General features: G+C 73.8%; 23 protein-coding genes. 14 read left to right on the top strand and 9 right to left on the bottom strand.

The genetic code is table 11. The features are described from left to right. Nucleotides 1–134: 134 nt before the first annotated feature. A complete protein-coding gene (locus AB0D66_RS08135; RefSeq protein ID WP_362298418.1) occupies nt 135–2,432 on the top strand; it encodes an ATP-binding domain-containing protein in 2,298 nt (765 codons plus the stop codon). Here AB0D66_RS08135 and AB0D66_RS08130 read toward each other — a convergent pair. Beyond that, nucleotides 2,422–3,918 (bottom strand): FUSC family protein, encoded by a 1,497-nt coding sequence (locus tag AB0D66_RS08130; RefSeq protein ID WP_362298853.1) that lies wholly within the window; start codon nt 3,916–3,918, stop codon nt 2,422–2,424. The genes AB0D66_RS08135 and AB0D66_RS08130 overlap by 11 nt on opposite strands. A 394-nt stretch (nt 3,919–4,312) precedes the next feature. On the opposite strand from AB0D66_RS08130, the gene AB0D66_RS08125 reads away from it, so the two are divergent. The 6 genes from AB0D66_RS08125 to AB0D66_RS08100 all read left to right on the top strand — a co-directional run bounded on the left by AB0D66_RS08125 (nt 4,313) and on the right by AB0D66_RS08100 (nt 10,078). After that, entirely contained in the window at nt 4,313–5,512 is a 1,200-nt protein-coding gene (locus tag AB0D66_RS08125; RefSeq protein WP_362298415.1) for a PP2C family protein-serine/threonine phosphatase, read from the top strand. A gap of 302 nt (nt 5,513–5,814) precedes the next feature. Beyond that, nucleotides 5,815–7,353: an ATP-binding protein gene (locus AB0D66_RS08120; RefSeq protein WP_362298412.1), complete on the top strand. Its 1,539-nt coding sequence runs from the start codon at nt 5,815–5,817 to the stop codon at nt 7,351–7,353. Further along, nucleotides 7,350–7,757, top strand: coding sequence for a roadblock/LC7 domain-containing protein (locus AB0D66_RS08115; RefSeq protein ID WP_362298409.1), 408 nt, complete (start codon nt 7,350–7,352; stop codon nt 7,755–7,757). The genes AB0D66_RS08120 and AB0D66_RS08115 overlap by 4 nt, the downstream gene beginning before the upstream one ends. Further along, a complete protein-coding gene (locus tag AB0D66_RS08110; protein WP_362298406.1) occupies nt 7,754–8,113 on the top strand; it encodes a DUF742 domain-containing protein in 360 nt (119 codons plus the stop codon). Before AB0D66_RS08115 ends, AB0D66_RS08110 begins: the two co-directional genes overlap by 4 nt. Beyond that, complete coding sequence (locus AB0D66_RS08105; RefSeq protein ID WP_362298403.1) at nt 8,094–8,717, top strand: ATP/GTP-binding protein; 624 nt, start codon at nt 8,094–8,096, stop codon at nt 8,715–8,717. The genes AB0D66_RS08110 and AB0D66_RS08105 overlap by 20 nt, the downstream gene beginning before the upstream one ends. After that, nucleotides 8,714–10,078, top strand: coding sequence for a cytochrome P450 (locus AB0D66_RS08100; RefSeq protein ID WP_362298400.1), 1,365 nt, complete (start codon nt 8,714–8,716; stop codon nt 10,076–10,078). Before AB0D66_RS08105 ends, AB0D66_RS08100 begins: the two co-directional genes overlap by 4 nt. An 8-nt stretch (nt 10,079–10,086) precedes the next feature. Here AB0D66_RS08100 and AB0D66_RS08095 read toward each other — a convergent pair whose 3' ends face one another. The 5 genes from AB0D66_RS08095 to AB0D66_RS08075 form a co-directional block, all read right to left on the bottom strand. Then, nucleotides 10,087–11,196 (bottom strand): hypothetical protein, encoded by a 1,110-nt coding sequence (locus AB0D66_RS08095; RefSeq protein ID WP_362298397.1) that lies wholly within the window; start codon nt 11,194–11,196, stop codon nt 10,087–10,089. 2 nt (nt 11,197–11,198) lie between these two features. Beyond that, on the bottom strand, nt 11,199–12,110 hold the full coding sequence (locus AB0D66_RS08090; protein ID WP_362298394.1) for a methyltransferase domain-containing protein: 912 nt from the start codon (nt 12,108–12,110) through the stop codon (nt 11,199–11,201). A 155-nt stretch (nt 12,111–12,265) separates the two neighbouring features. Next, entirely contained in the window at nt 12,266–12,697 is a 432-nt protein-coding gene (locus AB0D66_RS08085) for a universal stress protein (protein ID WP_362298391.1), read from the bottom strand. 10 nt (nt 12,698–12,707) lie between these two features. Further along, entirely contained in the window at nt 12,708–14,219 is a 1,512-nt protein-coding gene (locus tag AB0D66_RS08080) for an APC family permease (protein ID WP_362298388.1), read from the bottom strand. 114 nt (nt 14,220–14,333) lie between these two features. Next, on the bottom strand, nt 14,334–14,927 hold the full coding sequence (locus tag AB0D66_RS08075; RefSeq protein WP_362298385.1) for a histidine phosphatase family protein: 594 nt from the start codon (nt 14,925–14,927) through the stop codon (nt 14,334–14,336). A gap of 92 nt (nt 14,928–15,019) precedes the next feature. Here AB0D66_RS08075 and AB0D66_RS08070 point away from each other — a divergent pair, with 92 nt between their 5' ends. From AB0D66_RS08070 to AB0D66_RS08050, 5 genes are all read left to right on the top strand, one after another. After that, on the top strand, nt 15,020–15,709 hold the full coding sequence (locus AB0D66_RS08070) for a YoaK family protein (RefSeq protein ID WP_362298382.1): 690 nt from the start codon (nt 15,020–15,022) through the stop codon (nt 15,707–15,709). Between the two features lie 25 nt (nt 15,710–15,734). Continuing rightward, nucleotides 15,735–16,214, top strand: a complete 480-nt coding sequence (locus tag AB0D66_RS08065; protein ID WP_215146913.1) for an Lrp/AsnC family transcriptional regulator — start codon at nt 15,735–15,737, stop codon at nt 16,212–16,214. Between the two features lie 45 nt (nt 16,215–16,259). Beyond that, nucleotides 16,260–16,937 carry an HAD family phosphatase gene (locus tag AB0D66_RS08060; RefSeq protein WP_362298379.1) on the top strand — a complete coding sequence of 226 codons (678 nt, stop codon included), beginning with the start codon at nt 16,260–16,262 and terminating at the stop codon, nt 16,935–16,937. A gap of 113 nt (nt 16,938–17,050) precedes the next feature. Continuing rightward, the gene (locus tag AB0D66_RS08055) at nt 17,051–18,439 is read left to right on the top strand and encodes a cytochrome P450 (RefSeq protein ID WP_362298376.1); all 1,389 of its coding nucleotides are present in this window, start codon (nt 17,051–17,053) and stop codon (nt 18,437–18,439) included. A gap of 16 nt (nt 18,440–18,455) precedes the next feature. Next, the gene (locus tag AB0D66_RS08050) at nt 18,456–19,598 is read left to right on the top strand and encodes an FAD-dependent oxidoreductase (protein WP_362298851.1); all 1,143 of its coding nucleotides are present in this window, start codon (nt 18,456–18,458) and stop codon (nt 19,596–19,598) included. A gap of 4 nt (nt 19,599–19,602) precedes the next feature. On the opposite strand, the gene AB0D66_RS08045 is transcribed toward AB0D66_RS08050, so the two are convergent. The 3 genes from AB0D66_RS08045 to AB0D66_RS08035 all read right to left on the bottom strand — a co-directional run bounded on the left by AB0D66_RS08045 (nt 19,603) and on the right by AB0D66_RS08035 (nt 23,381). Further along, a complete protein-coding gene (locus AB0D66_RS08045) occupies nt 19,603–20,448 on the bottom strand; it encodes a hypothetical protein (protein WP_362298374.1) in 846 nt (281 codons plus the stop codon). Nucleotides 20,449–20,591: 143 nt separating this feature from the next. Further along, nucleotides 20,592–21,455 carry an endolytic transglycosylase MltG gene (mltG, locus tag AB0D66_RS08040; RefSeq protein ID WP_362298371.1) on the bottom strand — a complete coding sequence of 288 codons (864 nt, stop codon included), beginning with the start codon at nt 21,453–21,455 and terminating at the stop codon, nt 20,592–20,594. Nucleotides 21,456–21,518: 63 nt separating this feature from the next. Continuing rightward, nucleotides 21,519–23,381 (bottom strand): ABC transporter ATP-binding protein, encoded by a 1,863-nt coding sequence (locus AB0D66_RS08035; RefSeq protein WP_362298848.1) that lies wholly within the window; start codon nt 23,379–23,381, stop codon nt 21,519–21,521. Nucleotides 23,382–23,475: 94 nt separating this feature from the next. On the opposite strand from AB0D66_RS08035, the gene AB0D66_RS08030 reads away from it, so the two are divergent. Together AB0D66_RS08030 and AB0D66_RS08025 are read left to right on the top strand one after the other, a co-directional pair. Beyond that, nucleotides 23,476–23,940 carry a MarR family transcriptional regulator gene (locus AB0D66_RS08030; RefSeq protein ID WP_362298368.1) on the top strand — a complete coding sequence of 155 codons (465 nt, stop codon included), beginning with the start codon at nt 23,476–23,478 and terminating at the stop codon, nt 23,938–23,940. A 40-nt stretch (nt 23,941–23,980) separates the two neighbouring features. After that, nucleotides 23,981–26,917 carry an FAD-binding and (Fe-S)-binding domain-containing protein gene (locus tag AB0D66_RS08025; protein ID WP_362298366.1) on the top strand — a complete coding sequence of 979 codons (2,937 nt, stop codon included), beginning with the start codon at nt 23,981–23,983 and terminating at the stop codon, nt 26,915–26,917. Nucleotides 26,918–26,946 lie beyond the last annotated feature (29 nt).

Here is a 26,946-nt window from a genome sequence, read left to right as displayed (position 1 = left end):
ACGGTACGCAAAAAATCCCCCGGCGGAATTCGCTGCCGAGGGAGGAGAGAGCGTATATTCAATGGTTCATGACTTCGTCGGGAACGACGACATGAGGAAGCTTTCGAGGGCACTGTATCGCGGCAGGAGTGCAATTGTCAACCGAGGAATTCCGTAAAGAGCAGCAATTCGTCACGGACCTCTATGTGCGCCTCGACCACCTGCGTGACCAGGCCGAACGCGCTGTCGAGGGAGCATTGCGCGAGGTCGGGAACGGTGCCCAGGCACGTCTGGAGCGCGATGTCCTGGTCGCCGAGCAGTCCGGCCTGCTTTCCGCGCTGAATGCGGGGGAGAACGGCCTGTGTTTCGGCCGTCTGGAGTTCTCCGACGGCCGTGACCACCACATCGGCCGCATCGGAATCCGCGCGGACGACGCGGAGCGCACGCCGCTGGTCCTGGACTGGCGGGCCGAGGTGGCCCGGCCCTTCTACCTCGCCACCGGCCACACCCCCATGGGCCTGCGCCGCCGCCGGCACATCAGCAGCCGCGGCCGGGTGGTGACCGCCCTGCACGACGAGATCCTCGACCTGGCCGACGCGGAGCGCACCGGGTACGAGGGCGCCGACGCGGACGCCGTGCTGCTCGCCGCCCTGGACGCCGCCCGGACGGGCCGGATGCACGACATCGTGCGCACCATCCAGGCCGAGCAGGACCGGGTCATCCGCTCCACGCACCGCGGGGTGCTGGTCGTCGAGGGCGGGCCCGGCACCGGCAAGACGGCGGTCGCCCTGCACCGGGCCGCCTACCTGCTGTACGCGCACCGCGAGCTGCTCGCCAAGCGCGGGGTGCTGATCGTCGGGCCCGGCCCGGCGTTCCTGGGCTACATCGGCGGGGTGCTGCCGGCGCTCGGCGAAACGGGCGTCCTGCTCGCCACGCCGGGCGAGCTCTATCCGGGTGTCCACGCGACGGGGACCGACCGGCCCGGCGCGGCAGCGGTGAAGGGCCGGGCCTCGATGGCACGGGTCCTGGCGCGGGTGGTCGAGGACCGGCAGTGCCTCCCGGAGAGCGTGCCGGCGGGCACCGGCGAGGACTACGACACCGTGCCCGAGCCCGCGCTGGAGATCGACCACGACGACTACGGCACGCTGCTGCTGGACCGCACGATGGCCTACGAGGCGCGGGACCGGGCCCGGGCCACCGGGCTGCCGCACAACGAGGCACGGCCCTCCTTCGCCTTCCGGATCATCGACGCGCTCACCGCGCAGCTCGCCGACCGGCTGGGAGCGGATCCGTACGGCGGCCCGAACCTGCTGGGCCCGGACGACGTGGCCCAGCTGGGCAAGGAGATCGCGATGAGCCCGGCGGTGCACGCGGCGATCGACTCCCTGTGGCCCTCCCTGACCCCCGAGCGGCTGGTCCGCGACTTCCTCGCGGAGCCCACGCACCTGCCGGCCCGCGAGGCGGAGCTGATCCGGCGCGAGCCGTCGGCGCGGCCGGACTGGACCCCGGCCGACGTGCCGCTGCTGGACGAGGCGGCGGAGCTGCTCGGGGAGGACGACAGCGCGCGGCGCGCCGCCGAGGAGCGCGAGCGGCAGCGGCGCATCGCGTACGCGCAGGGGGTGCTGGACCTCTCGGAGGGCTCCCGGTCCTACGAGTTCGAGGACGAGGAGAACGAGTACCTCGCGGCGCACGACATCATCGACGCCGAGCGGATGGCCGAGCGCCACGAGGAGGCCGACCACCGCAGCGCGGCCGAGCGGGCCGCCGCGGACCGGACCTGGGCCTTCGGGCACGTCATCGTGGACGAGGCGCAGGAGCTGTCGGAGATGGCGTGGCGGCTGCTGATGCGGCGCTGCCCGACCCGCTCGATGACGCTGGTCGGCGATCCGGCCCAGACCGCCGAGGAGGCGGGCTGCGGATCGTGGGAGCGCATCCTGCGCCCGTACGTGGGCGAGCGCTGGGAGCTGGTCCGGCTGGGGGTCAACTACCGCACGCCCGCCGAGATCATGGAGGTGGCGGCCGCCGTGCTGAGGGAGCGCGACCCCGGCTTCGCCCCGCCGAGCTCGGTACGGGCCACCGGGGTCCGCCCGTGGGCCCTGGCCGCTCAGGACCTGGCCGGGGCCGTGGCGCAGGCGGTGCGCCGGGAGCTGCCCGCGCAGGGGCGGCTCGCGGTGATCGCGCCCCGGGAGCTGCACGTCCCGCTGGCCGCGGGGCTGCCGGGGGTACGGGCCGGGGCGCAGCCGGACCTGACCCGGGAGGTGGTCCTGCTGGACCCGCGCCAGGCCAAGGGGCTGGAGTTCGACACGGTGGTCGTGGTGGAGCCGGCCGATCTCCAGCCGAGCGACCTGTACGTGGCGCTGACCCGGGCCACGCAGGCCCTGGGGGTGGTGCACACCCCCGGCCGGCTGCCGGCGGGGCTGGAGGCGGCCGGGGAGGGGCTGCTCAGGCGCTGATGACCAGGGGGGCCCGCGGGTCGGTGCGCAGCGGGGCGGCGAGCGCGACGAGGGCGTGCTCGAGGCCGTGCAGATGGGCGAGGGCCGGTTCCGGGGGCGCGGCGGGCCGGGGCCGGGCCGGTGCGGCGAGCTCCGGGGTGCTGTCGGGCGCGGTGAGCGCCTCGACGGCGGCCTCCACCCGCCAGCAGGCGGCGGCAAGCCGGGCGTCGTGCGAGGCCTGCGGGTCGGCGGCGACGGCGACCAGCCCGCGCACCTCCCGGGCGCATTCGTCGAGCAGCGCCAGGACCTGGCGGGCCCGGGCCTTGCGGGCGCGCAGCGGGCTCAGCGGGTGGACGAGGGGCGCGAGGGCCATCCGTACCCGGCCCAGCAGCAGTTCCAGCTCGGCGGCGTGCGGGGCGGGGTCGGCGGCGGGGCTGCCCGCGAGCCGGTCCAGGGCGGCCGCGGTGGAGGCGCGGACGCAGTGCAGAGCGCGCTGGATCCAGGCGTCGTTGGCGGCGTGGGTGGTCACCGGGAGGATGATCACGACGGCGAGGGCCGCGCCGAGGGCGCCGATCGCCGTCTCCTGGAAGCGCAGGAGCAGCAGTCCGGGGTGCAGGACCCCGAGGAGCCCGTAGAGCAGCCCGGCCATGACGGTGACGAAGAACATCATCCAGGAGTAGGAGGGGGCCGCGGTGTAGAAGATCCCGAAGACGCACACGGCGACGAGTGCGGCGGTCGGCGCGGGCGCGCCGTGCAGCGGGACGGCGATGAGCAGCCCGGCTGCGATGCCGAGCACGGTGCCGAGGACCCGGCGGAAGCCCCGTACGAGGGTCTCGCCGCGGGAGGCGGTGTTCACGAAGATCCACCAGGCGGTGCCGACGGCCCAGTACCAGCGGTCCTCGGAGAGCGCCTGGCCGATGGCGAGGGCGAAGGCGCAGGCGGCGGTGGCCTGGAATGCCTGGCGGGTGGTGGGCCTGGCGAGGCCCGTGCCCGGAAGCCCGGGCGGGGCGGGCGCGGGCGGGGTGCGGCGCTCGATGGGCCACAGCACGAAGCGCACCGCTCCGGCGGCGAACAGGGCCAGTCCGACGGCGGCGTACAGCTCGGGCAGCTGTCCGGGGACGGCGTGCAGGAACTGGGTGACGAAGAACATCATGAAGCCGAAGATCCCGAGGGCGTGGCCGCGCGGGCCCCAGCGGCGGGCGTAGACCCCGGCGAAGACGACGGCGAGGAAGGCGGCGTCCCGGGCGAGTGGCACCCCGTGCAGGGTGGTGGCCAGCGCGAGGACGGGGAAGCCGGCGACGGGCAGCAGGGCGGTGGTGACGCGCTGGGCGCGCACGCTCGCGTCGACCACGGTGAACAGCGCGAGCAGGGCGGCCAGTCCCCCGGTGATGGAGGCGGTCAGGGAGAGGCCGCAGAGCTCCGCGAGAGCCACGGCGGCGCCGACGCCGATCACCGCACGGGCCGAGTTGCGCAGTCTCAGGCGCCCCGGGTCCGGAGCCACGAACATCCTCTTCACGGCGGTGTGCCGCCCCCCTTGCAGTGGTGCGCGCCGGCCCGGCCGCCGCCCGGGGGTGGTGGGCGGCACACGGGCACGGCGAAGGCGCCGCGCTCCGGATCCGGCCTCGTTGCCGCCCGGCGCTGCGCGGCGCCGTAAGTACATGGATACGACACAGATAAGCACCTGGGGGCACACTGGCTCAACAGGGCCCCCCTGGAGTGGGCCATTGGCCCAGTATCGGGTCGCGATCTTCGGCCATGGGGGTGCCAACGGACCGGCCCGGCGGGCGGGGCCGCGTCCGCTCCGTGGGGGCGGTGCCTCCCGGCGGCAGGACCTCCGGGGCCGAACGGTGCGGGAACGCCTCCCTCGACGGGCGGCGCGGACGGGAACGGGTGACGCTGGCATGGTGTCGGAGCACGACGGCCTGGCGGCGCGGCTGCGCGCCGCGGAAGAGGCTCTGGAACGGATCGGGGCGTCCGGTGACGAGCGGGGGACCTGCCGGGAGCTCGCCGGATTCCTGTTCCGGACGCTGTGCGATGCCGCCGCCGTGGACCTGGCCGGCCGGGGCGCCGCGCGGAGCCGGGTGGCGCAGGCCGGTGCGACGGACCTGCTGGACGCCCCCTCCCCCGGGGCCCCGCCCGCGGCCCTGGCACCGGGCCACGGCCATCGGGTGGAGACCTGGACCGGGCGGGCGGGGAGCCGGCCCCTGCACCTCGCCTCGGTAGCGCTGGCCGGGCCGGGCGGGGGCGAGGCCTACGGCAGGCTGCTGGTGGCACGGGCCGGCGCGGGGTTCGGCGACCACGAGATCGCCACGCTGCGCTTCGCGGCGCGGCTCGCGAGTGTCCACATCGGCTACGCCCGGCGCCTGGCGGCCACCGAGAAGACGGCGCTCGACCTCCAGCGGGCCCTCGTCTCCGAGCCGGGGCGGCCGCACCCGAACCTGGAGATCGCCAGCCGCTACCTTCCGGTCGGTCCGCGCGCGCTGGTCGGCGGCGACTGGTTCGAGACGGTCCGGCTGCACTTCGGGCGCACCCTGCTGGTGGTCGGTGACGTCATGGGGCACGGTCTGGACGCCGCCGTCGACATGAACGCCTACCGCTCCGTCCTGCGCGAGGTGGCCTCCACCGAACTCGCCCCGCACCGGGTGCTGCGCCGGCTGGACACCCTGTCCGCCTCCGACGACACGCGGCGGCCGGCGACCTGCCTGCTGGTACGGATCGACCCGGCGCGCGGCATCGCGCTGTACGCGAGTGCGGGGCACCTGCCGCCCGCCGTGTTCGGCGGCGACGGCGCGGGCGAGCTGCTCGACGTGCCCGTGGGCCCGCCGCTGGGTACGGGCATCGGCGGCTACGAGTCCCTCGCCCGGCCGGTCACCGCCGAGCAGACCCTGCTGCTGTACACGGACGGCCTGGTGGAACGGCGGGGAGAGGACATCGACACCTCACTGGCCCGGCTCGCGGGCCTGCGCATGGCGCCGGGGGCGCCGGTCGGGGACATCGTGACGGCGGTCTGCGAGGGGCTCGACGCGCAGCACGCCGAGGACGACGTCGCCGTCCTGGCCGCGCGCCTGCGTCCTCGGCCGTCGCCGCGTGCCGGCGGATGAGCCCCCGCCGCCGTCCGGCCACCCGATGGAATCCAGCCGAATCGCGGGAAGGGTGAACCGCCCCCGCACGGGGTCGCGCACGGGCGGCGGGCAGGCATCGCACGGGGCCTGGCGGCGCGGACGGCGGTGCGGCCGCCCGGGAGCGGCCGGTCGGGCCTGGAACCATTTCAGGACAGGGCTCTCGACCCCAACTCAACTGCGGGGCCCACATCATGACCTGTTGTCAAGTGTCGTGCGCTGAACGGATAAGATCCCGGGCTGTTGTCCAATGATCTTTCGCATCCGATCGTTTGAGGGTTCTGATGGTTCGAGAGGGATCGTCGCCCGGCAGTCCAGGGCCCACCTCACCCGTCGTCTGGGCACTGCCCGCGCTGCTGACCGCCGCGCTGGCGGCGGTCACCGTGACCCTGGTCTCGGCGCCCGCCCGCACCCCCGTGGCGTGGGTCGGGGCGGCGGCCTTCGTGGCCGTCGCCCTCGCGTGCGGCGAGGCGGCCCGGCGCGGCAAGGCGCTGGCGGCGCTCCGGGCCACGGTGGCCGTGCAGGAGGCGGCCCTGTCCCGGCAGCAGACCGAGACCGTACGGCTGGCCGAGGCACTGCTGCCCGATGTGGTGACGCGCCTGCGCAAGGGCGAGTTCCCGGAGGACGTCCTCGCCTCCCTGGAGGATGCCAGCACCTACCAGCCCGGTCTGACCCCCGCCTTCCGCGCCGCCCACCACGCGGTGCTGCGCTCGGTGCTCGACGCCGTGGTCGCGGAGGAGGACCTGCGCGACTCGGCGCAGCGCGCCTTCGTGAACATCGCCCGCCGCGTCCAGGCCATCGTGCACCAACAGGCCCAGGAGCTGCGGGAGATGGAGGACCGGCACGGCCAGGACCCGGCCGTCTTCGGCGATCTGCTCCGGCTGGACCACGGCACCGCGCTGATCGGCCGGCTCGCCGACTCCATCGCCGTGCTCGGCGGGGCCCGGCCCGGCCGCCAGTGGAACAAGGCCGTGCCGCTGTACAGCGTGCTGCGCGGGGCCATGTCCAGGATCATCGACTACCAGCGCGTGGAGCTGCACTCCGTCTCGCAGGTCGCCGTCGTGGGCCCGGCCGTCGAGCCTCTCATCCACGCGCTGGCGGAGCTGCTGGACAACGCCACCCGCTACTCCCCGCCGCAGACCAAGGTCCACCTGACCGCGGTCGACGTGAACTCGGGCATCGCGATCGAGATCGAGGACGGCGGCCTGAGCATGAGCGAGGAGGCCCGCAAGCGGGCCGAGCGCATGCTGCGCCAGGCGCAGGAGGGCATCGACCTGACGGACCTGGGAGAGACTCCGCGACTGGGCCTCGCCGTGGTCGGCCGGCTCTCCCAGGCGTACGACTTCCGCGTCTCGCTGCGCTCCTCCGCGTACGGCGGCGTACGGGCCGTCCTCGTCGTCCCGCAGGGGCTGATCACCACCGTCTCGACCGCGACCGGCGTCGCCCACGGCATCGGCACCTCCTCGGGGCCCCGTGCGGCCCTCGAACCGGCGGCCGCGCCCGCCCAGCCGCCCCGGCCGGCCACCGGCCCGCAGGGCCCTGCGGAGGCGGACGAGGTGCCCCTGGTGACCGAACGGACCCTGAACGGGCTGCCGCAGCGCCGCCGCAAGGAGCGTGCCACGGCCTCCGAGGAGGCCACCACCGCCGCCGCCGAGCGGACCACCGCCGAGGTCCCGGACCGGACCGAGGCACAGCCCGGGATGTGGCTGGCCGCCTTCCAGAGCGGTCTGTCCGGGGACAGCCGGACCGCGGGGAGCCACACCGCGGAAAGCCAGACCACAGACGCCTCGCCGGCCTCGGCGAGCAAGGGGGAACAGCCATGAGTCAGCAGCAGACCAACATGGACTGGATGCTCAAGGACCTGGCCGAGAGCGTTCCGCAGACCCGGCACGTCATCGTGCTCTCGGCCGACGGCCTGCGCATGGCCCAGTACGGCGCGGAGACCGACACGGCCGACCGGCTCGCCGCCGCCTGCGCCGGACTGCAGAGCCTGGCCGGCGCGGTCGCCTCCGAACTCCCGAACAGCAACGGCCGGATGAGGCTGGTCGTGATCGAGATGGACGGCGGGTTCTTCTACCTGATGGCGGCGGGAGCCGGGGCCTACCTCGCGGTCCTGGCCGACGAGGGCGTCGACGCGGGCCTGATGGGCCAGCGGATGCGCGATCTCGTGGCGCGGATCGGAGAGCACCTCAGCAGCCCGCCGCGCAGCGACAGGCAGACCGCGTGAGGGAGCCGGGCACCACCTGGGAGGACGGCAGCCCCGAGCGGCTCTACGTCATCACGGGCGGTCGCAGCGGGTCGTCGGTCCCCAGCGGCCTCGACCTGGTCACCCTGATCGTCGCCACGTCGGGGCCCCGGCCCGGCATGCAGCCGGAGCACGCGGCGATCGTGCGGTTATGCCAGGCGCCCCTGTCCGTCGCCGAGATCTCCGCGTACCTCGGTCTGCCGGTGAGCGTGGTCACCGTCCTGATCGACGATCTCCTCACGTCGGGCCAGGTGCTCTCCCGCGCACCCGTCGCCCGCGCCCAACTCCCCGACCTGGCATTGATTGAGGCAGTGATCGATGGACTTCGAAAGCTCTGAGGCGTCGCCCGCCGGGCCGCGGCGCGAGGACGTACTGCCGGCCACGGCCGCCGCCGCGGTCAAGGTGGTGATCGTGGGCGGCTTCGGGGTCGGCAAGACGACCCTGGTCGGCGCGGTGAGCGAGATCCGGCCGCTGACCACCGAGGAGACGATGACCCAGGCAGGGGTCGGCGTCGACGACACGGCCGGCGTGGAGCGCAAGACCTCCACCACCGTCGCCATGGACTTCGGCCGCATCAGCATCAACGAGGAACTGGTGCTGTACCTCTTCGGCACCCCCGGCCAGCAGCGGTTCTGGTTCCTCTGGCGCGGCCTGTTCGAGGGCGCGCTGGGCGCGGTGGTCCTGGTCGACACCCGCCGGCTGGAGGTCAGCTTCGACGTGATCGGCCGGCTGGAGGAGCGCGGGGTGCCCTTCGTGGTCGCCGTCAACTCCTTCCCCGACGCCCCCCAGTACCCCGTCGAGGAGCTGCGCAGCGCCCTCGACCTGCCCGCGGCCGTCCCGCTGGTGCTCTGCGACGCCCGGCGGCGCGACTCCAGCCGTGACGTCCTGATGACGCTGATGCGCTATCTGCACTCCCTCGCCGTGACCCCGGAGGCATCGTGAGCACTTCCCCCTCCCCCGCCGCTTCGACTCCGCCGCCCGGCTGCCCCGCGCACCGGCTCTACGGCCCCGAGGCCGAGGCGGACCCGATGGGCCTGTACGAGAAGCTCCGCGCCGAGCACGGCGCGGTGGCCCCCGTGCTCGTCCAGGGCGACCTGCCGGCCTGGCTGGTGCTAGGCCACCGCGAGAACCTGGACGTGGCCCGCACTCCGTCGCGGTTCTCCCGGGACCCGCGACGCTGGCGGGACCAGCAGGAGGGCCGGGTTCCGGCCGACCACCCGCTCACGCCGATGACCGCCTGGCAGCCCGTGTGCCACCTGGTCGAGGGGCCGGAGCACGAGCGGCTGCGCGGTGCGGTCACCGAGTCGCTGGAGCGCTTCGACCGGCGCGGCGTCAGGCGGTACGTCAAGCGCTTCGCCGATCAGCTGATCGACCAGTTCGTCGAGGCCGGACAGGGCGACCTCGTGGCGGACTTCGCCGAGCCGCTGCCGATGCTGGTGATGACCCAGCTGGTCGGGGCGCCGGACTCGTACGGTCCGCGCCTCGTCGAGGCCGCCCGCGACATGCTCCAGGGCACCGAGACGGCCGTCGCCAGCAACGCGTACGTGACGGCCACCCTGCGCGAACTCGTGATGCGCAAGCGGGCGGTGCCCGGCCGGGACTTCACCACGTGGATGGCGGAGCACCCGACCTCGCTGACCGACGAGGAGATCGTGGAGCACCTGCGCCTGGTGATGATCGCCGCGTTCGAGTCGACCGCCAACCTGATCGCGAACACCCTGCGCGTCGTGCTCACCGACCGGCGGTTCCGCGCGAACCTCTCGGGCGGCCACATGACCCTGCCCGACGCGCTGGAGCAGGTCCTGTGGGACGAGCCCCCGTTCACCACGATCCTGGGGCGCTGGGCCACCGGCGACACCGAGCTGGGCGGGGCGCAGATCAAGGCCGGCGACATGCTGCTGCTGGGGCTCGCGCCCGGGAACGTCGATCCGGAGATCCGTCCCGACCTGACGGCGCCCGTCCACGGCAACCGCTCCCACCTGTCCTTCAGCAGCGGCCCGCACGAGTGCCCCGGCCAGGACATCGGCCGCGCCATCGCGGACACCGGGATCGACTCCCTGCTGACCCGGCTGCCCGATGTGGAACTGGCCGTCCCCGAGGACGGCCTGCGCTGGACCGCGTCCCTCATGTCCCGCCACCTGGTCGCCCTCCCGGTGCGGTTCACCCCGCGCGGTACCTCCGTCACGGGCACCACGCGGGCACCGGCCGCGGCGGCCGCCGCCGCGCCGGCCGCTCCCCTGCCCGGGGAGCGGCCGGCGGTGCGGGTGCGGTGGTGGGCCCGGCTGCTGGGCCGCCGCCGCTGACCGACGCGTCAGGCGTCGAGCTGCTGCCACCACCAGGCGAGGGCCGGTACCGGCGGCGGCTCGGCCGCCGGGTCGCTCGGGGTGTCGCTCCACGTGACATCGAACCGGGCCCCGTCCACGGGCAGTTCGTTGCGGTTGCGCGGGCTGGCGTAGCGCGGCGCCCGGCAGTGGTACTCCAGGTCGCCCGCGATCCAGTGCTCCAGCGAGCCGAGGTAGCGGCCCAGCTGCTCGCCCGCGTCGCGGCCCAGCTGCTCGCGCAGCCGGACGAACAGGGTCACCGCGCGGTCCCGCAGGGCGTACGCGGCGGGCAGCGCCTCGGCCGGGATGCACCCGTTCCGCGCGGCCAGCACGTTGACCAGGTTCTGCTCCCACGGGACGTGGTGGTCGTCCTTGTTGTACGAGAACAGGTCGTTGTCGCAGCTGACGATGAACCCGGCGGCGTCGGTCAGGGCCTGGACGGGCGCGGAGTACAGCTCGTCACCCGGTACGGCGATCCCGTTCGCCACGTCGCACCACGTCAGGGTGAAGCGGGTGCCGTTGCTCGAGATCCGGGCCGCCACGAAGTCGTTCAGGCTCGGCATGATGCCCCGCTCGGCGTTGGCGGTCTGCCAGGAGGCGCCGGCCACCCAGTCCCTGACACCCTCGGTGAAGCGGCGCAGCTGGACGGGGGCGAGCATCTCCCGGGTGCGGGCCGCGAGGTCCTCCAGAGCGGCCGTGTGCGGCCCGGGGGGCAGGAGGCCGGAGCCGGGGGCCTCGACGGTGCGCACCAGCCGGGCGCCGTGGTCCGCGACGGACGCGGTGCTGGACGCGCCGGTGTTGGAGTCCTGCCAGTCGTCGGTGGCGAAGGCCCAGTAGTTCCACTGGGTGAAGAGCAGCATCGCTTCGACGTCGCCGTACGGGATGATCCGGCTGGTGAAGTCGGCGGCGCGGGTGGCCAGCCCCCAGGCGCGCTCGACGGCGTCCGGGTAGAACCCGTACGTGTCGATCCAGGCGATGGCCCGCTTCTCGATCTCCGCCGCGGCGGGATGGATGAGGCCTGTTTCGAACGGGCAGTAGAAGGGCGGCAGTTGCCAGCCGATGCGGGAGGCGTGGGAGCCTGCGGCGTACACGGGCGGCATCGTCAGCTCCCCCCGCCCAGCCGGAAGAGCAGCAGTCGGGTTTCCAGCGCGTGGTCGCGCCAGATGCGGAACAGTTTGCCGTGCGTGATGGTGGACTCCCTGAGTCGCTCGCGGGACCAGGCGGAGGGGGCGCCGGTGTGCTCGATCCGGTCCAATTCTGCGGTGTTCCAGGCCATGGACTGGACCCAGAACTCGGCGACCCGGTCGGTGAGGTCCTCGTCCTGCTCCAGCTCGAACCCGGCGGCCCCGGCGGCGGTGATGTACTCGGTGAGGGTGCCTAAGCGGGTCTTGTAGTAGCCGTCGATGAAACCGGTCCACTCGGGACGACGGATGAAGTGCTCCTGGATCCCGAACCAGCCGCCCGGCTTCAGGGACTTGGCGACCACCTCGAAGAGCCGTTCGCGGTCCAGGTAGCCGGAGCTCTCGCAGGCGTAGGCGGCGTCGAAACCTCGCGGCGCGCTGTACTCGTGGACGTCCGCGAGCAGGGGGGTCACCCGGTCGCCCACCCCGGCCTGCCGTGCCAGCTGCCGGATGAGGGGCACGTGTTCCGCGGCGACGGTGAGGCCGGTGACGCTGGCCCCGTGCTCCTGCGCCCAGTAGAGCGAGCCGCCGCCGACGCCGCAGCCTATGTCGAGGAGGCTGGCGGGCGGGGTGGCGTAGGCGCCCCAGGTCCGGGCGGCGTGGTCGACGATCGCCTCCTGGGCCTCGATGATGCGGCGCTTGAGAACGCGCTGGGAGACCGTGGTGTTCGGCGTCTCGCCGGGACCGAAGAGGCCCATGTGGAAGTGGACCCGCGGTCCGGGACCGTATTTGTGGAGGATGTCAGCCGTCTTCCGGCTGTAGTAGAGCGGCACTTGGCTCTCGTCGAACGCCTGGCCACCAGCGTGGGGCTGGATGACGAGGTTGCTGTCCATCGGTTCTCCGGTCTTGCGGTCACGTGGGGGTGTTGATCGGCCGCCCCACTCTGCCCATCTGTGATCGACAAAACGCTTTGATCACTCAGGCATTGAGCATAGTCACACACCAAATGGCGCGTTTTCCGGCCAAGTTGGTTGACTGGAACGGCAGTTCAGATCACTTGGCCGCCGTGCTCCGTCGGTACGCACAGCACCGGGACCGGAGAGAGGTGCAGGAGCTTGTGCGGGGTGGAGCCCAGCAGGGCGCCGCGGATCGGGCTGTCGCCCCACGTGCCGACGATGATGACCCGGGCGCCGTACCGCCGTGCGGCGTCGAGCAGGGCCTGCGCGGGCCTGTCGTCGACCACCTCGACCGTCGAGGGCACCCCCGCCTCGTCCGCGGCCTCCACGGCGTGCGCCAGGGCGCTGCGGCCCGCCTGGCGGACGGCCTCCCGGTGCGCCCGGTACTCCTCGCCGGCGGCGCCCGGTGCGGCCGCCCCGTAGACGAGGACGAGGGGCTCGCCGAAGGCGGTGGCCACCTCCAGCGCCACGCGCAGCGCCCGTTCCGCGCCGGGCGACTCGTCGTATCCGAGGACCACGGACATCGGGGACTCCTCAGCTCTTGTGGCCGTGGACGAGGTCCGGATCGGCCACGCCGCGGCGCTCCTGCCAGAACCTGCCGTCGCGCAGCCGCCAGTAGCACATGACCAGCACGCCGACGACGGCGATGGCGATGCCGATGACCAGGGGCGGGCCGAGCCCGAACCAGGAGACGCCGCTCGCCGAGTTCTCCGGGTTGGACATGTCGCCGACCGATTCCACCAGCAGCCAGCCGAGCAGGATCGCACCGAGAACCGGGCCGAGGCCGATGAGCAGGAAGTTGTGCGCGTTCTCCAGGAGGTGGCGCCGGTAGTAGACGGCGCAGGCCAGGCCGGTGAGCGCGTAGTAGAAGGCGATGAGCAGGGAGAGCGCGGTCAGTGAGTCGAGGAGCGCGTTCTCGCTGATCTGGTTGACGACGAGGTACCAGCCGATCGCGATGCCCGCCACCCACCACGTGCTGACGTCCGGGGTCCTGAACCGCGGGTGGATGTGGGCGAGGCCGGGCGGCAGCGCGTGGCGGCGGGCCATGGACAGGGCGGTGCGGGAGGCGGGGATGATCGTGGTCTGGGTGGAGGCGAGGGCCGAGGTGCAGACCGCGAGGAGGACCACCCAGTCCCAGCCGCCCATGACCTCCTGGGCCAGTACGGCGAACACGGCCTCCTCCTCGGCGGCGTTCTCGGCGAGGAAGGCGGGGCCCGCGTAGCCGACGACGGCGAATCCCACGGACAGGTAGGTCACCAGCAGGACCACCGTCGACCAGATGCCGGCCTTGCCGGGTGCGGTGGCGGAGTCCTGGACCTCCTCGGTGAGGTTGACCGCGGACTCCCAGCCCCAGTAGATGAACACGCCGAGCAGCAGACCGCCGGTCAGCGCGGCGCCGCCGGCCCCGAAGGGGTTGAGCCAGGTGATCGACGGCTCGATCGCGTCGAGGGTGCTGGTGCCGGCGTAGATCCGGTAGATGGCGACCACCGCGAAGGCCAGGAGGAAGAAGACCTGGGCGAGGATGAGGATGTCCTGGAGGTGGGCCGACAGCTCGGTGCCGATGACGCAGACGGCGGTCATGGCCAGGATCACGGCGACGGTGAGGCTCTGGCGGATCACGTCGTTGGCCGCCCAGTCGTCGAGTCCGGCGGCGAGCAGGCCGAAGGTGACCGCCACGTCCGCCAGTGAGCCGATGACGAGCACGCCGGTCATGGCGATGGCCCAGCCGCCGAGCCAGCCCGCCCAGGGGCCCATGGCCCGGGTGACCCACGAGAAGGTGGTCCCGCAGTCCTGGTCGACCTTGTTGAGGTAGTAGAAGGCGGCGGCGATCAGCAGCATCGGGACGAACGAGGCCAGCATCACGCCCGGCGCGTAGATCCCGACGAGCGCCACGATCGGGCCGAGCACGGCGGCCAGGGAGTAGGCGGGCGAGGTGGAGTTCAGGCCGATGACCAGCGCGTCGAGGAACCCGATCGCGTTGGCCTTCAGGCCCGGCTCCGGGGCTGCGGCCTGCGGGCCGCCGCGGTCCGCGCTGTCTTCGGCCATGTACGCATCGTCGCCCGACCGCGGCCGCCGCGCGAGGCGGGAGGGGCGGGAGGGGCGGGTATACCAGGGCCGGGGTTCCGGCCGGCGGTCACGGCCGGGTGTTCCAGCCGGCGATCACGGGCGGGTGTTCCAGCCGGCGATCACGGGCAGCCCGTGCTCGGTGGAGAGCATGCTGACCGTGCCGGTGCGCAGCAGGAACAGCCGGCCCTCCTCGGGGTCCAGGCGCAGGTAGCGGGCGGTGAGGACGCGCAGGAAGTGGCCGTGGGCGACGACGACCGCGTCGCCCGCGTCGGCGCGCAGCACGGGGGCGATCCGGGCCAGGGCCCGGTCCGCGCGGGCGCCCACCTGGGCGGCGCTCTCGCCGGGGTGCTCCGCGTCGCCGGGCGGCACCCCGTGGGTCCACAGGGACCAGTCGGGGGTGGTCCGCTGGATCTCCGCGGTGGTGATCCCCTCGTAGCCGCCGTAGTCCCACTCGTACAGGTCGGGGTCGGTGATCCCGTCGGCGAGTCCCGCCAGCCGGGCGGTGGCGACGGCCCGGCGCAGCGGGCTGGTCAGGACCAGCGCGGGACGGCGGTCCCGGAAGTAGGGGGCCAGGGAGATGGCCTCCTCGACCCCGCGCGCGGTCAGCGGGACGTCGGTGCGCCCGGTGTGCCGCCCGTCGGCGCTCCACGCCGTCTCGCCGTGCCTCACCAGCAGCAGGTCGCTCATCCTCCGGACCCTAGGCCCTGACCGGCATGTCGGCGCCGAGGGCCGGGCCGGGCGTGTCACTGTCGGGCCTCATGAAGGTGGGTGCGCGTGCGGTGCGTCCGTCCCTGACCGGGCTGCTGCTCGTCCTGACCGCGGTCACGGGGCTGGTGGAGGCCGTGAGCCTGCTCGCCCTCGGGCCGGTGTTCACGGCGATGCAGACGGGGAACGTGCTCTTCCTGGCGTTCGGGGTCGCGGGGGCGGGGGACCTGCCCGCGCTGTCGTCCGCGCTGTCGCTGGCGGCGTTCGCCACCGGGGTGCTGTGCGGGGCGCGCCTGGAGTCGGCCGCGGAGGCCCGGGGGTGGCGCTGGGTCCAGCTCGGGCTGTCCGCCGAGGCCGCACTGATCCTGGCGGGCGCGGCCGCCGGATGGGGCGTGGCCCCGCGGTACGGGCATCCGGCCGCCGCCCATCTGCTGGTGACCGCGCTGCTGGCGACGGCGATGGGCATCCGCACGGTCACGAGCATGCGGCTGAACGTGCCCGGCGTGCCGACGACCCTGGTCACCCGGTCCATGACCGCGCTGATCGGCAGCTCGGCGCTGGGACACGACATTGCCTTCGGCTACGGGACGGGGGCCTGGCGGCGCCGGGCCCTGGCGGTGCTGGCGATGTTCACCGGCGGGCTGACCGGGGCGCTCCTGATCCGGGCCGGCTGGACGGTGGGCGAGCTGCTGCTGCCCGCCGCGGCCGTGGTGGTGGCGGTGACCGCCGTGCACCGGACGCTGCCGCGGCCGCACACCGGATGAACTGGGCCATTGGTACAGTCGCGGCATGGCGGTGGACGAGCTGGACACGAGGATCCTGCGCCTGCTGATCGAGCAGCCGCGCACCAGCGTCCGCGAGTACGCCCGCATCCTCGGCGTCGCCCGCGGCACGCTCCAGGCACGGCTGGACCGGCTCGAGCGCACCGGGGTGATCACCGGCACGGGGCCCTCGCTCTCCCCCGCCGCGCTGGGCCATCCCGTACTGGCCTTCGTGCACATCGAGGTGACCCAGGGGCATCTGGACGACGTGGGCGAGGCGCTGGCGGCCGTCCCCGAGATCATCGAGGCCTTCTCGATCACCGGTGGCGGGGACCTGCTCACCCGCGTGGCAGCCCGGGACAACGCGCACCTGGAGGACGTGATCCAGCGGCTGATCCAGCTGCCGGGGGTGGTCCGCACCCGCACCGAGGTCGCCCTGCGCGAGCGGGTCGCCCACCGGTTGCTGCCGTTGGTCGAGGCCGTGGGCCGGGCCGCCCGCAAAACCTGACAGGATGGTATGGACAGGACACGACCGGCAGGACGGGCACAACGGATGATTTCCGTCATATTCGATCTCGACGGCACCCTCGTGGACAGCGAGCCGAACTACTACGAGTCGGGGCGCCGCACCCTGGAGCGGCACGGGGTCCCCGAGTTCACCTGGGAGCAGCACTCCCGGTTCATCGGCATCGGCACCTTGGAGACGCTGGAGATCCTCAAGGACCGGTACGCGCTCCGGGCGCCGGTGGAGCAGCTGCTCGCCGAACAGAACGCCGTCTACCTGGAACTGGCCCGCACGGGGACGGAAGTCTTCCCGGAGATGCGCAAGTTCGTGGAGCGGCTGCGCGCCGAGGGCGTGCCGATGGCGGTGGCCTCCGGTTCCTCGCGCGAGGCGATCGACGCGGTGCTGTCCGGGACCGGTCTGGACGCCCTGCTGACGACGGTGGTCTCCGCCGAGGAGGTCGCCCACGGCAAGCCGGCCCCGGACGTCTTCCTGGAGGCGGCCCGCCGGCTGGGCGCCGAGCCCGCCGACTGCGTGGTCGTCGAGGACGCGGCGCCGGGAGCGCTGGCCGCCCGCGCGGCCGGCATGGACTGCGTGGCGATCCCGTACGTGGCGCAGACCGCGCACGACGAGGCCTTCACCCGGGCCGGGCTGCTCTTCCCGGGCGGGCAGCGGGAGTTCACCGCGGACGCGGCCTACGACTGGCTGGCGGCCCGCGCCGCCGCCTGACCCCGGCCGGGCGGCCGGGGGCCGCGGGCCTGGCGGGCGCGTCTCGCCCGCCGGGCCGGCGTCGGCCCGGCGGCCCTCTGGTGCCCTCGCACGGCGGGTGCCACGATGCCTGCGTGACCGCCACCACGCTGCCCCGGGGCGCCGGGAGCGGGCCGCGCCAGTGGCCCCTGCTCGGCAATCTGCCCGCCTTCGCCCGTGATCCGCTGGCCTTCTTCGAGTCGCTGCGCGACGACTACGGGGACTGGGTGCCGTGGGCGCTCGGACCGCAGCGCAATGTCCTCCTCTCGCGGCCCGAGCACGCCGGCGAGCTCCTCGGGGCCGTCGAGGGCACCTTCAGGCCGATGGAACTGGGCTGGGCCTTCCACCAGTTGCTGGGCGACGGGGTGGTCGTGGCCACCGGGGACGACTGGCGGCGCAAACGGGCCCTGGTCCAGCCCGCGGTGCGGCCGCGCCAAGTGCGCGCGTACGCCGCCACGATGGTGGAGTGCGCGGACGCGCTGGCCCGGAGCTGGCGCGCGGGCGAACGGATCGACGTGCACCGGGAGATGGCCGGGCTCACCCAGCGGATCGCGGTGCGCACGCTGTTCGGGAGCGACGCCGCCGGTCGGGAGGCGCCCATCAGTGCGGCCATGGCCACGGCGCAGCGGGAGCTGGGGGCCGAGTTCCGGGGCGTCACGCTGTTCCTGCCGCCGTGGGTGCGCACGCCGGGTCGGCGTCGGATGCGGGAGGCGGTGGCCGTCCTGGACCGGGAGATCGCCCACGTCATACGGGAGCACGAGGCGGCCTCGGCGGCCGGGGCCGAGCGGGACGACCTGCTGAGCCGGCTGCTCGCGGCCCGCGACGAGCACGGCGCGCCGCTCTCCCGCAAGGAGCTGCGGGACGAGTCGATCACCCTCTACATCGGCGGCCACGAGACCACCTCGACCACCCTGACCTGGGCTTGGCAGCTGCTGTCGGGGTCGCCCGGGGCGCGGGCCCGGCTGACCGAGGAGCTGGACCGGGTGCTCGGCGGGCGGCTGCCGACCTACGACGACTACGCGCGGCTGCCCTGGACCCAGCAGGTGATCAAGGAGTCGCTGCGGATCTATCCGCCGATCTGGCTGATCTCGGCGGTGGCCGGGGAGGGCGCGAGCATCGGCGGGCGCCGGGTGCCCGCGGGGACGGGGGTGTGGATCAGCCCCTGGTCGATGCACCGGGACGCGCGCTGGTTCCCGGATCCGGAGGCCTTCCGACCGGAGCGGTGGGACGCGGACGCCCCGCATCCGGTGCCCGAACACGCCTGGATACCCTTCGGCGGCGGCCCGCGGGCGTGCCTGGGCGCGCGGTTCGCGCTGGTGGAGGCGGCGCTCGTGCTGGCCGTACTGGGGCAGCGGTTCCACCTGGACAGCGGGGCCGAGCGGGCCGGGACCTTCCCGGGGCTCACCTTGCAGCCGGCCGGACCGGTCCGGGCGACGCTGCGCCCGGCAGGCGGGGAAGATCCGGCCGCGCCGCGCGGTTGGTAGAACCGTGAACGATCTGATGCGGGATGCCGGCACGGGCGCGGGTTCGGGCCTCGACGCGGCCGTGGACGTGGACGTGGTGGTGGTAGGCGCCGGGCAGGCGGGCCTGTCCGGCGCCTACCACCTGGCCCGGGCGGGGATCGACCACGTGGTCCTGGACCACGCGCCACGCCCCGGCGGGGCCTGGCAGTTCCGCTGGCCTTCGCTGACCTACGGCCGGGTCCACGGCATGCACGCCCTGCCCGGCATGGAACTGACCGGCGCCGACCCGCTGCGCCCCTCCTCCGAGGTGATCGGGGAGTACTTCGCCGCCTACGAGGAGCGCTTCGGCCTGCGCGTACGGCGGCCCGTGGACGTCTCGGCGGTCCGCGCGGGCGCCGACGGGCGGCTGCTGGTGGAATCCTCGGCCGGCACCTGGTCCGCCCGGGCCCTGGTCAACGCCACCGGGACCTGGGACCGGCCGTTCTGGCCGCGCTATCCGGGCCAGGAGACCTTCCGCGGCAGGCAGCTGCACACCGCGAACTACCCGGGGCCCGGGGAGTTCGCCGGGGCGCGGGTGATCGTCGTCGGCGGCGGCACCTCGGCGGTGCAGCACCTGCTGGAGGTTGCGGAAGTGGCCGCGGAGACCACCTGGGTGACCCGGCGGCCCCCGGTCTTCCGCGACGGGAGCTTCGGCGAGGCCGAGGGCCGGGCGGCGGTCGCCCTGGTGGACGAGCGCGTCCGCCGGGGGCTGCCGCCGCAGAGCGTGGTCAGCGTGACGGGCCTCCCGCTGAACGAGGCCGTGCGGGCCGGACTCGCCTCGGGGGTGCTGGACCGCCGGCCCGTGTTCGACCGGATCACCCCCTTCGGCGCCGTCTGGGCGGACGGCAGCCGGGTGGAGGCGGACGTCGTCCTGTGGGCCACCGGGTTCCGCGCGGCCGTCGACCACCTGGCCCCGCTGCGCCTGCGCGAGCCGGGCGGCGGCATCCGGGTGGAGGGGACCAGGGCCGCACGCGACGAGCGGGTCCACCTCATCGGCTACGGCCCGTCGGCATCGACCGTCGGCGCCAACCGCGCGGGCGGCGCAGCGGTCCGCGAGATCCGCCGGCTGCTGGCCCGCGACCGGGCCGGCGAGGGGGTCGGGGCGCCGGCCGGGGATCCGGTCGGAGCTCTCGCGGCCTGAGCCCTCAGCCCGCCTCCGGTTCGCCGATCGGGAAGGTCCGGTCCGGGGCTCCGCCGCCCGCGAGGGCCTCGTGAGTCGGGTACACGCGGCCCATCCCGTCCCGCACGTCCAGGACGGGGTCGGTCCAGTTCTCGGTGTCCTCGGGGACGAGGATGCGCGTGGTGCCCCGCTCCGCGTCGTGGATCAGCAGCGAGACGATCCTGTAGAGCTGGTCGCCGATGTCACCGAGCCCCTGCCGCGGGTGGTCCTCCGGGCCGCCGACCCGGATGGTGAAGAAGCGCTCGTCCTCCCAGAAACCGCCCTTGTCCAGCAACTGGCCCTCCCCGAGGCGCACGCCGTCCACCCAGAGCCGGGCCTCGGCAGGGCTGTCGCGGAACAGGAGCACCGACCGGTGGCTGTCGCCGGCGGTGAACGTCACGTCGATCTGGTGCCGGGACCAGCAGTCGATAAAACTGCTGCACGCCCCGGGCGCCTCCCCGTGCCGATGGCTCGCGATCCTTCCCCCCGGCGGTACGACGGGATCCTGACCGCAGACCTCGGCGAAGCGGCAGGCCCGGTCGACGCGCCGGGTGCACCCCAGCCCCATCGCCGCGATGTCGCGCGGCGCGGCCCGCGAGAGCAGTTCTCCCAGCCGCTCCACGTACCGGTCCTCGCCGACCAGGGCCAGCAGGTCGGCTTCGTCGAACCACCAGTGGATCAGGTCCACGCCGGCAGGGGACCGGGCCAGCCAGCCGTGCCACTCGGCCGTGCCGGAGCCCCATCGTGCGGCCACCTTGCCGGGCGCTGCCCGCTCGGCGGCCGCGGCGGCCTCGTCGGCCGCGTCCCGGCGCTGCCGGATGCGCTCTGCCATCGCCTCCGTGTCGAACGCGGTCCCGTCCTGCGCCCCGGCCCTCGTCTTCGCTCTCCACGGCCACTTCACGGTTCGCCCGCCCCCCTGGGTCCTCGCGTCCGGCAGGCCGCCGATCGTAGAGCCGTCCCCGGGGCCGGCGCCCCTCATTTCCCGGGGGAAGCCCCCTGACCCGGTCCGGAACCGGCGTGCCGGCGGAGCCGGTTGAACTCCGCGACGTGCTTGCGGTGCTCGTCGTAGGTCGCCGAGAAGCGGGTGTCCCCCGGCTTCACGGTGACGAAGAACAGCCAGTCGCCGGGAGTCGGCGCGACCGCGGCCGTCATGGCCGCCAGTCCGGGGCTGTCGATCGGCGTCGGCGGCAGTCCCTGGCGTTCGTAACTGTTGAAGGGGCTGTCGATCCGCGTGTCGCTCAGTGTGGTGTCCACGGTGCTGCGGTTCAGCGCGTAGTTGATGGTGGAGTCCATCTGGAGCGGCATCGACTTCGCCAGCCGGTTGTGCACCACCCGCGCGACCTTGCCCATGTCGGCGCGGCTGTCGGCCTCCGCCTCGATGATGCTGGCCAGGGTGGCGGTCTGGTACGGGGTCATCCCGTGGGCCTTGCCGCCGTCCGCGACGGCCCGGGTGGCGAGCTTCTCGTTCGCCGTCCGCACCATGTAGGCGAGCAGCGGGCCCGGCGTGGTCCGCGAGGTCACCGGGTAGGTGGCCGGGAAGAGGTAGCCCTCCGGATTGCCCTTCGCCTCGGCGGGCAGTGCCAGGTCCGCGGTGGCCACGGCCGCCTTGGCCGAACCGGCCGGGAGCTTCAGCTCGCGGTCGATCGCGGCGTACACCTGGGAGGCGCGCCAGCCTTCCGGGATCAGCAACTGGCGTGGTATCTCGGGGGCTTCGCCACCCCTCAGCAGCGGGATCAGGACGACCGCCCCGATCGCGAGCAGCGTGCCGAGGAGGAGCGCCAGCCGGCCCCGGCGGGTGAGCCGGGAACGGCGCTGTGGCGGCCGGTACTCATGACGCATGGGGGAACGCTAACCCGCATATCGCCCTAAGTCCGGCATCCAGCCCGTGCGGCGGTCATACGATCACACATTCACCGGAGCCAGCGCGGCTTCCGGAGCCGGTTCCACGGGCAGCGCCGCATCGCGGTCCCGGCGGACCAGGGCGGCGTACCGGCCGTCCGCCTCCAGCAGTTCCTCGTGGGTGCCGCGCTCGGCTATCCGCCCCGCGTCCAGGACCACGATCTGGTCGGCATCGCGGACGGTGGACAGCCGGTGGGCGATGGTGATGGTGGTACGGCCCTGGGAGAGGTTGTCGATGGCCCGCTGGACGGCGTGCTCGGTCCGGGTGTCGAGGGCGCTGGTGGCCTCGTCCAGGATCAGCACCGGCGGGTCGCGCAGGATGGTGCGGGCGATGGCGAGGCGCTGCTTCTCACCGCCGGAGAACCGGTAGCCGCGCTCGCCCACCAGGGTCTCGTACCCGTCGGGCAGGGACTCGATGTGCTCGTGTATCTGTGCGGCCCGGGCCGCCTCGGTGATCTCCTCGTACGTCGCGTCCGGCTTGGCGAAGCGCAGGTTGTCCGCGACCGAGGCGTGGAAGAGGTAGGTCTCCTGGGAGACCACGCCGATGGAGCGGGCCAGCGAGTCGAAGTCGAGGTCCCGCACGTCCACCCCGTCGAGGGCGACCCGGCCGCCGGTGACGTCGTAGAGCCGGGGCACGAGGTAGCTGAGCGTGCTCTTGCCGGAGCCGGTCGGACCGACCACGGCGAGCGAGCCGCCGGCCGGGACGGTGATGTCGATTCCGGTGAGGGTCGGGCCGCTCTTGGCGTCGTACGCGAAGTGCACGTCCTCCAGCCGGACCTCGCCGCCGGCCCGCTCCAGGCGGACCGGGTCCCTGCGCTCGGTGATGTCCACCGGCAGGTCGAGGTACTCGAAGATGCGGGCGAACAGAGCGAGCGAGGTCTGGATCTGCACGCCGGTCGACAGCAGGCTGACGGTGGGCCGGAACAGGCCCTGCTGGAGGGTCACGAAGGCGACGAGGGTGCCGACGGAGAGCGAGGGGGAGCCCGTCTGGAGGGCGATGCCGGCGGCCCAGTAGATGAGCGCGGGCATGGCGGCCATGACGATGCCGATGGTGGACATCCGCCAGCGCCCGGCCATGCTGGAGCGCACTTCGAGGCCGACCAGCTTCTCCGACTCCGCGGAGAACGCGGCGGTGAGGGACTCGGAACGGCCCATGGTGCGGCCCAGCAGGATCCCGCTGACCGACAGCGACTCGGTGACCGTCGCGGCCATGGCCGCCATCTGCTTCTGCCGCTGGGTGGTGATCCTCTTGCGCTCGCGGCCGACCCGCCGGCTGATCCACACGAACAGCGGGAGCAGGAGCAGGGAGACCACGGTGAGCCGCCAGTCGAGCGCGAGCATGGCGACCACGGAGGCGATGACCGCCGTCAGGTTGGAGACGAGGGAGGTCGCCGTCGAGGTGACGGTGGCCTGCATGCCGCCGATGTCGTTGGCTATGCGGGACTGCACCTCGCCGGTGCGGGTCCGGGTGAAGAAGGCCAGCGGCATCCGCTGGAGCTGCGCGTACACGGCGGTGCGCAGGTCGTGCATGACGCGCTGGCCCACCGTGGTGGAGATCAGGGTCTGGAGCACGCCGAAGACGCTGGTGACGACGGCGGTCAGGATCATGCCGAGCGCGAGCAGGCTGAGCAGCCCGGTGCGGCCCTGCGGGATCGCGACGTCGAGGATCTCCTTGAGCAGGAACGGCGAGGCGACTCCCACCAGCGAGGACGCGCCGACCAGCAGGCCGACGACGGCGAGACGGCCGCGGTAGGGCCGGAAGAGGCTCACGATCCGGCCGAGCTCGCGCGGCTGGTCGGCCGGGGCGGGGCGGCTCGGGTCGAGCGACTCCTTCGATGGGGTCCACTTCGGTTCGTCGTCGCGCATGGGCACCCTCTCGGGGTCGGAAGTCAGGTCCATTGGAGCATAGGTCATTGTTACCCATACTCACAATGAACGGCATCCTGTTATTGTTCCCGGCATGAGCTCCGCCTCCGACACCGATCGCCTCCTCGCCGAACAGCTGCTCCGCCTGACGCGCAGGCTCCACCGGATCCAGAAGCGCCACATGGAACCGCTCGGGATCACTCCCGCCCAGAGTCGGCTGCTGCGCCTCGTCTCGCACTACGAGGGCGACCAGGCACCCCGAATGGCGGATCTCGCCGCCCGGCTGGAGGTCGTCCCCCGCGCCGTGACCACCCTGGTGGACGGCCTGGAGGCGGCCGGGTGCGTGCGCCGCGCGCCCGACCCCGCCAACCGCCGGGTCATCAGGATCGAGCTCACCGACACCGGCCGCGCCACGCTGCGCCGGCTGCGCAACGCGCGAACCGACGCGGCAGAGGAGATCCTGGCTCCATTGACCGGCGACCAGCGCGAGGTCCTCGGCGGCCTGCTCAACGCCCTGTCGGACGCCCCGGCGGACGCCCCGGTGGAACGCCGCTGCTGACGGGGCCGCGCGCGGGCCGCCCCGAGGCGAGGGGTCGCGCATGCCGCTGCTGGAACCGAAACCGGGGGCCCTGCGCCCGCGCGGCGCCGGCGGCCCCGCCCACGACCGGCTCCCGGACCACCGGGCCGCCGGCACCCCGGAGCCGCTGCGCACCGAGCTGACCGAGCTGCTGGGCGCCGAGAAGGTGCTGTGGAAGGTCTCCGACCTGGTCCGCTACGCCTCCGACGCCTCGCCCTACCGCTTCGTCCCCCAGGTCGTGGTGGTCGCCGAGGACATCGACGACGTCTCGGCCGTCCTCTCCTACGCCCACGGCCGGCAGCGCGAGGTCGTCTTCCGCGCCGCCGGGACCTCGCTCAACGGCCAGGCCCAGGGCGAGGACATCCTGGTCGACGTACGCCGCCACTGGGCCGGCGTCGAGGTGCTGGACGGCGGGCGGCGCGCCCGGATCCGGCCCGGCACCACCGTCCTGCGGGCCAACGCCGCCCTCGCCCGGCACGGCCGCGTCCTCGGCCCCGACCCGGCCAGCGCCCTCGCCTGCACCCTCGGCGGCGTCGTCGCCAACAACGCCTCGGGGATGACCGCGGGCACCACGAGGAACTCCTACCGCACGCTCTCCTCGCTCACCCTCGTCCTGCCGGGCGGCACGGTCGTCGACACCGCCGACCCGCTGGCCGACGAGGAGCTGGCCCGCGCCGAACCCGCCCTGTGCCGCGGGCTGATGGAGATCAAACGGGAGATCGAGGCCGACCCGGCCCTGGTGTCCCGCATCCGCGCCAAGTACGAGATCAAGAACACCACCGGCTACCGGCTGGACGCCTACCTGGACGGCGCCACCCCCGTGGAGATCCTGCGCGGGCTGATGGTCGGCTCGGAGGGCACCCTCGGGTTCATCTCCGAGGTCGTCTTCGACACCCTGCCGCTGGACCGGGAGCTCTGCTCCGCCCTGCTGTTCTTCCCCTCCCTGCCCGCGGCGGCCGCCGCCGTGCCCCTCTTCAACGAGGCGGGCGCCCTCGCCGTGGAGCTGATGGACGGCAACACCCTGCGCGCCTCGGTCAGCGTCGCGGGAGTGCCCGCCGACTGGGCGGACCTGCCCAAGGACACCACCGCCCTGCTCGTGGAGTTCCGCGCGCCCGACGAGGCCGGCCGCGCGGCGTACGAGAGCCGCGCGGCCCAGCTGCTGAGCGGGCTCGACCTGGTGGCGCCGGTGGCCTCGGTCAGCAACGCCTTCACCCGGGACGCGCGCACCGTCAACGGCTACTGGAAGGCCCGCAAGGCCTTCGTCACCGCCGTGGGCGGCGCCCGCGCCCCCGGCACCACCCTGATCACCGAGGACTTCGCGGTCCCGCCCTCGCGCCTGGCCGAAGCCTGCGAGGCGCTCCTCGCCCTCCAGGCCCGGCACGGCTTCGACGCAGCCGTCGCCGGGCACGCCGCCCACGGCAACCTGCACTTCCTGCTCGCCTTCGACGCCGCGAACCCGGCCGACGTCGAGCGGTACGCGGCGTTCATGGAGGCGTTCTGCCGGCTCACCGTCGAGCGCTTCGACGGCTCCCTGAAGGCCGAGCACTCCACCGGCCGCAACATGGCGCCGTTCCTGGAACTGGAGTGGGGCCCCCGGGCCACCGAGCTGATGTGGCGCACCAAACGCGTCATCGACCCCGACGGGGTGCTCGCCCCGCGCATCCTCCTCGACCGCGACCCGCGGGCCCACCTGCGGGGCCTGAAGACCATTCCCCGGGTGGAGGCGGTGGCCGACCCGTGCATCGAGTGCGGGTTCTGCGAACCGACCTGTCCCAGCGAGGACCTGACGACCACTCCGCGCCAGCGGATCGTGCTGCGCCGCGAGATGATGCGCCAGCAGCCCGGCTCCCGGGTGCTGGACGGCCTGCTCGGCTCGTACGGCTACGACGCCGTCGACACCTGCGCGGGCGACTCCACCTGCAGGCTCGCCTGCCCCGTCGGCATCGACACCGGCGCGCTGATGAAGGACTTCCGCCACCGCCGGCACAGCGCCCGCGAGGAACGGGCCGCCGCGCTGGCCGCGGAGCGCTTCAGGACGGTGGAGTCCGCCGCCCGGCTGGCCGTGGCCGCCGCCGACCGGCTGCCGGACCGGGTCGGGGACGCGCTGCTCGCGGCGGCCACCGGAGCCGCGCGCAAGGCCCTGAGCCCGGAGCTGGTGCCGCGCTGGCTGCCGCAGATCCCGGGCGCCGCCGCGCGCAAACCGCCCATGACCCGGCGGACGGGCGCGGCGGCCGTGTACTACCCGGCCTGCGTCAACCGGATCTTCGGCGGTCCGGGGGCCCGGTCCGGCCCCTCCCTGCCGGAGGCCGTGGTGGCCGTTTCGCAGCGGGCCGGACAGCCCGTGTGGATCCCCCGGGACGTGACCGGCACCTGCTGCGCGACGATCTGGCACTCCAAGGGCTACGAGGCCGGGAACCGGGTGATGGCCAACCGCATCGTCGAGTCGGCCTGGGGCTGGACCGCGGGCGGGCGGCTGCCGCTGGTCGTCGACGCCTCCTCGTGCACCCTGGGCATCGCGCAGGAGGTGGTCCCCTACCTGACCGAGCAGAACCTCGCCCTGCACAGGGAGCTGCGCATCGTCGACTCGGTCGTCTGGGCTGCCGAGGAGCTGCTGCCGCACCTGGAGATCCGCCGCACGGTGGGCTCCGCCGTCCTGCACCCCACCTGCTCGATGCGGCACTTGGGCGACGAGGCGCAGCTGCGCGCCGTCGCCGAGGCGTGCGCCGACGAGGTGGTGGTCCCGGACGACCTGGGGTGCTGCGCCTTCGCGGGCGACCGGGGCATGCTGCACCCCGAGCTGACGGCCTCGGCGACGGCGCGCGAGGCCGCCGAGGTGACGGCCCGGCACTTCGACGCCCACCTCTCGGCGAACCGGATGTGCGAGGTGGGCATGGACCGGGCGACCGGCCGCTCCTACGCCTCGGTCCTGCTCGAACTGGAGCGCGCCACCCGCCCGTGAGCGCCGGTGTGCGCGACCCTCCTGACCAG

The organism is Streptomyces sp. NPDC048270 (genome assembly GCF_040652335.1).
Classification (GTDB): domain Bacteria; phylum Actinomycetota; class Actinomycetes; order Streptomycetales; family Streptomycetaceae; genus Streptomyces.
Note: the sequence above shows the minus strand (reverse complement) of the source record. Positions and strands in the feature narration are given on the sequence as shown.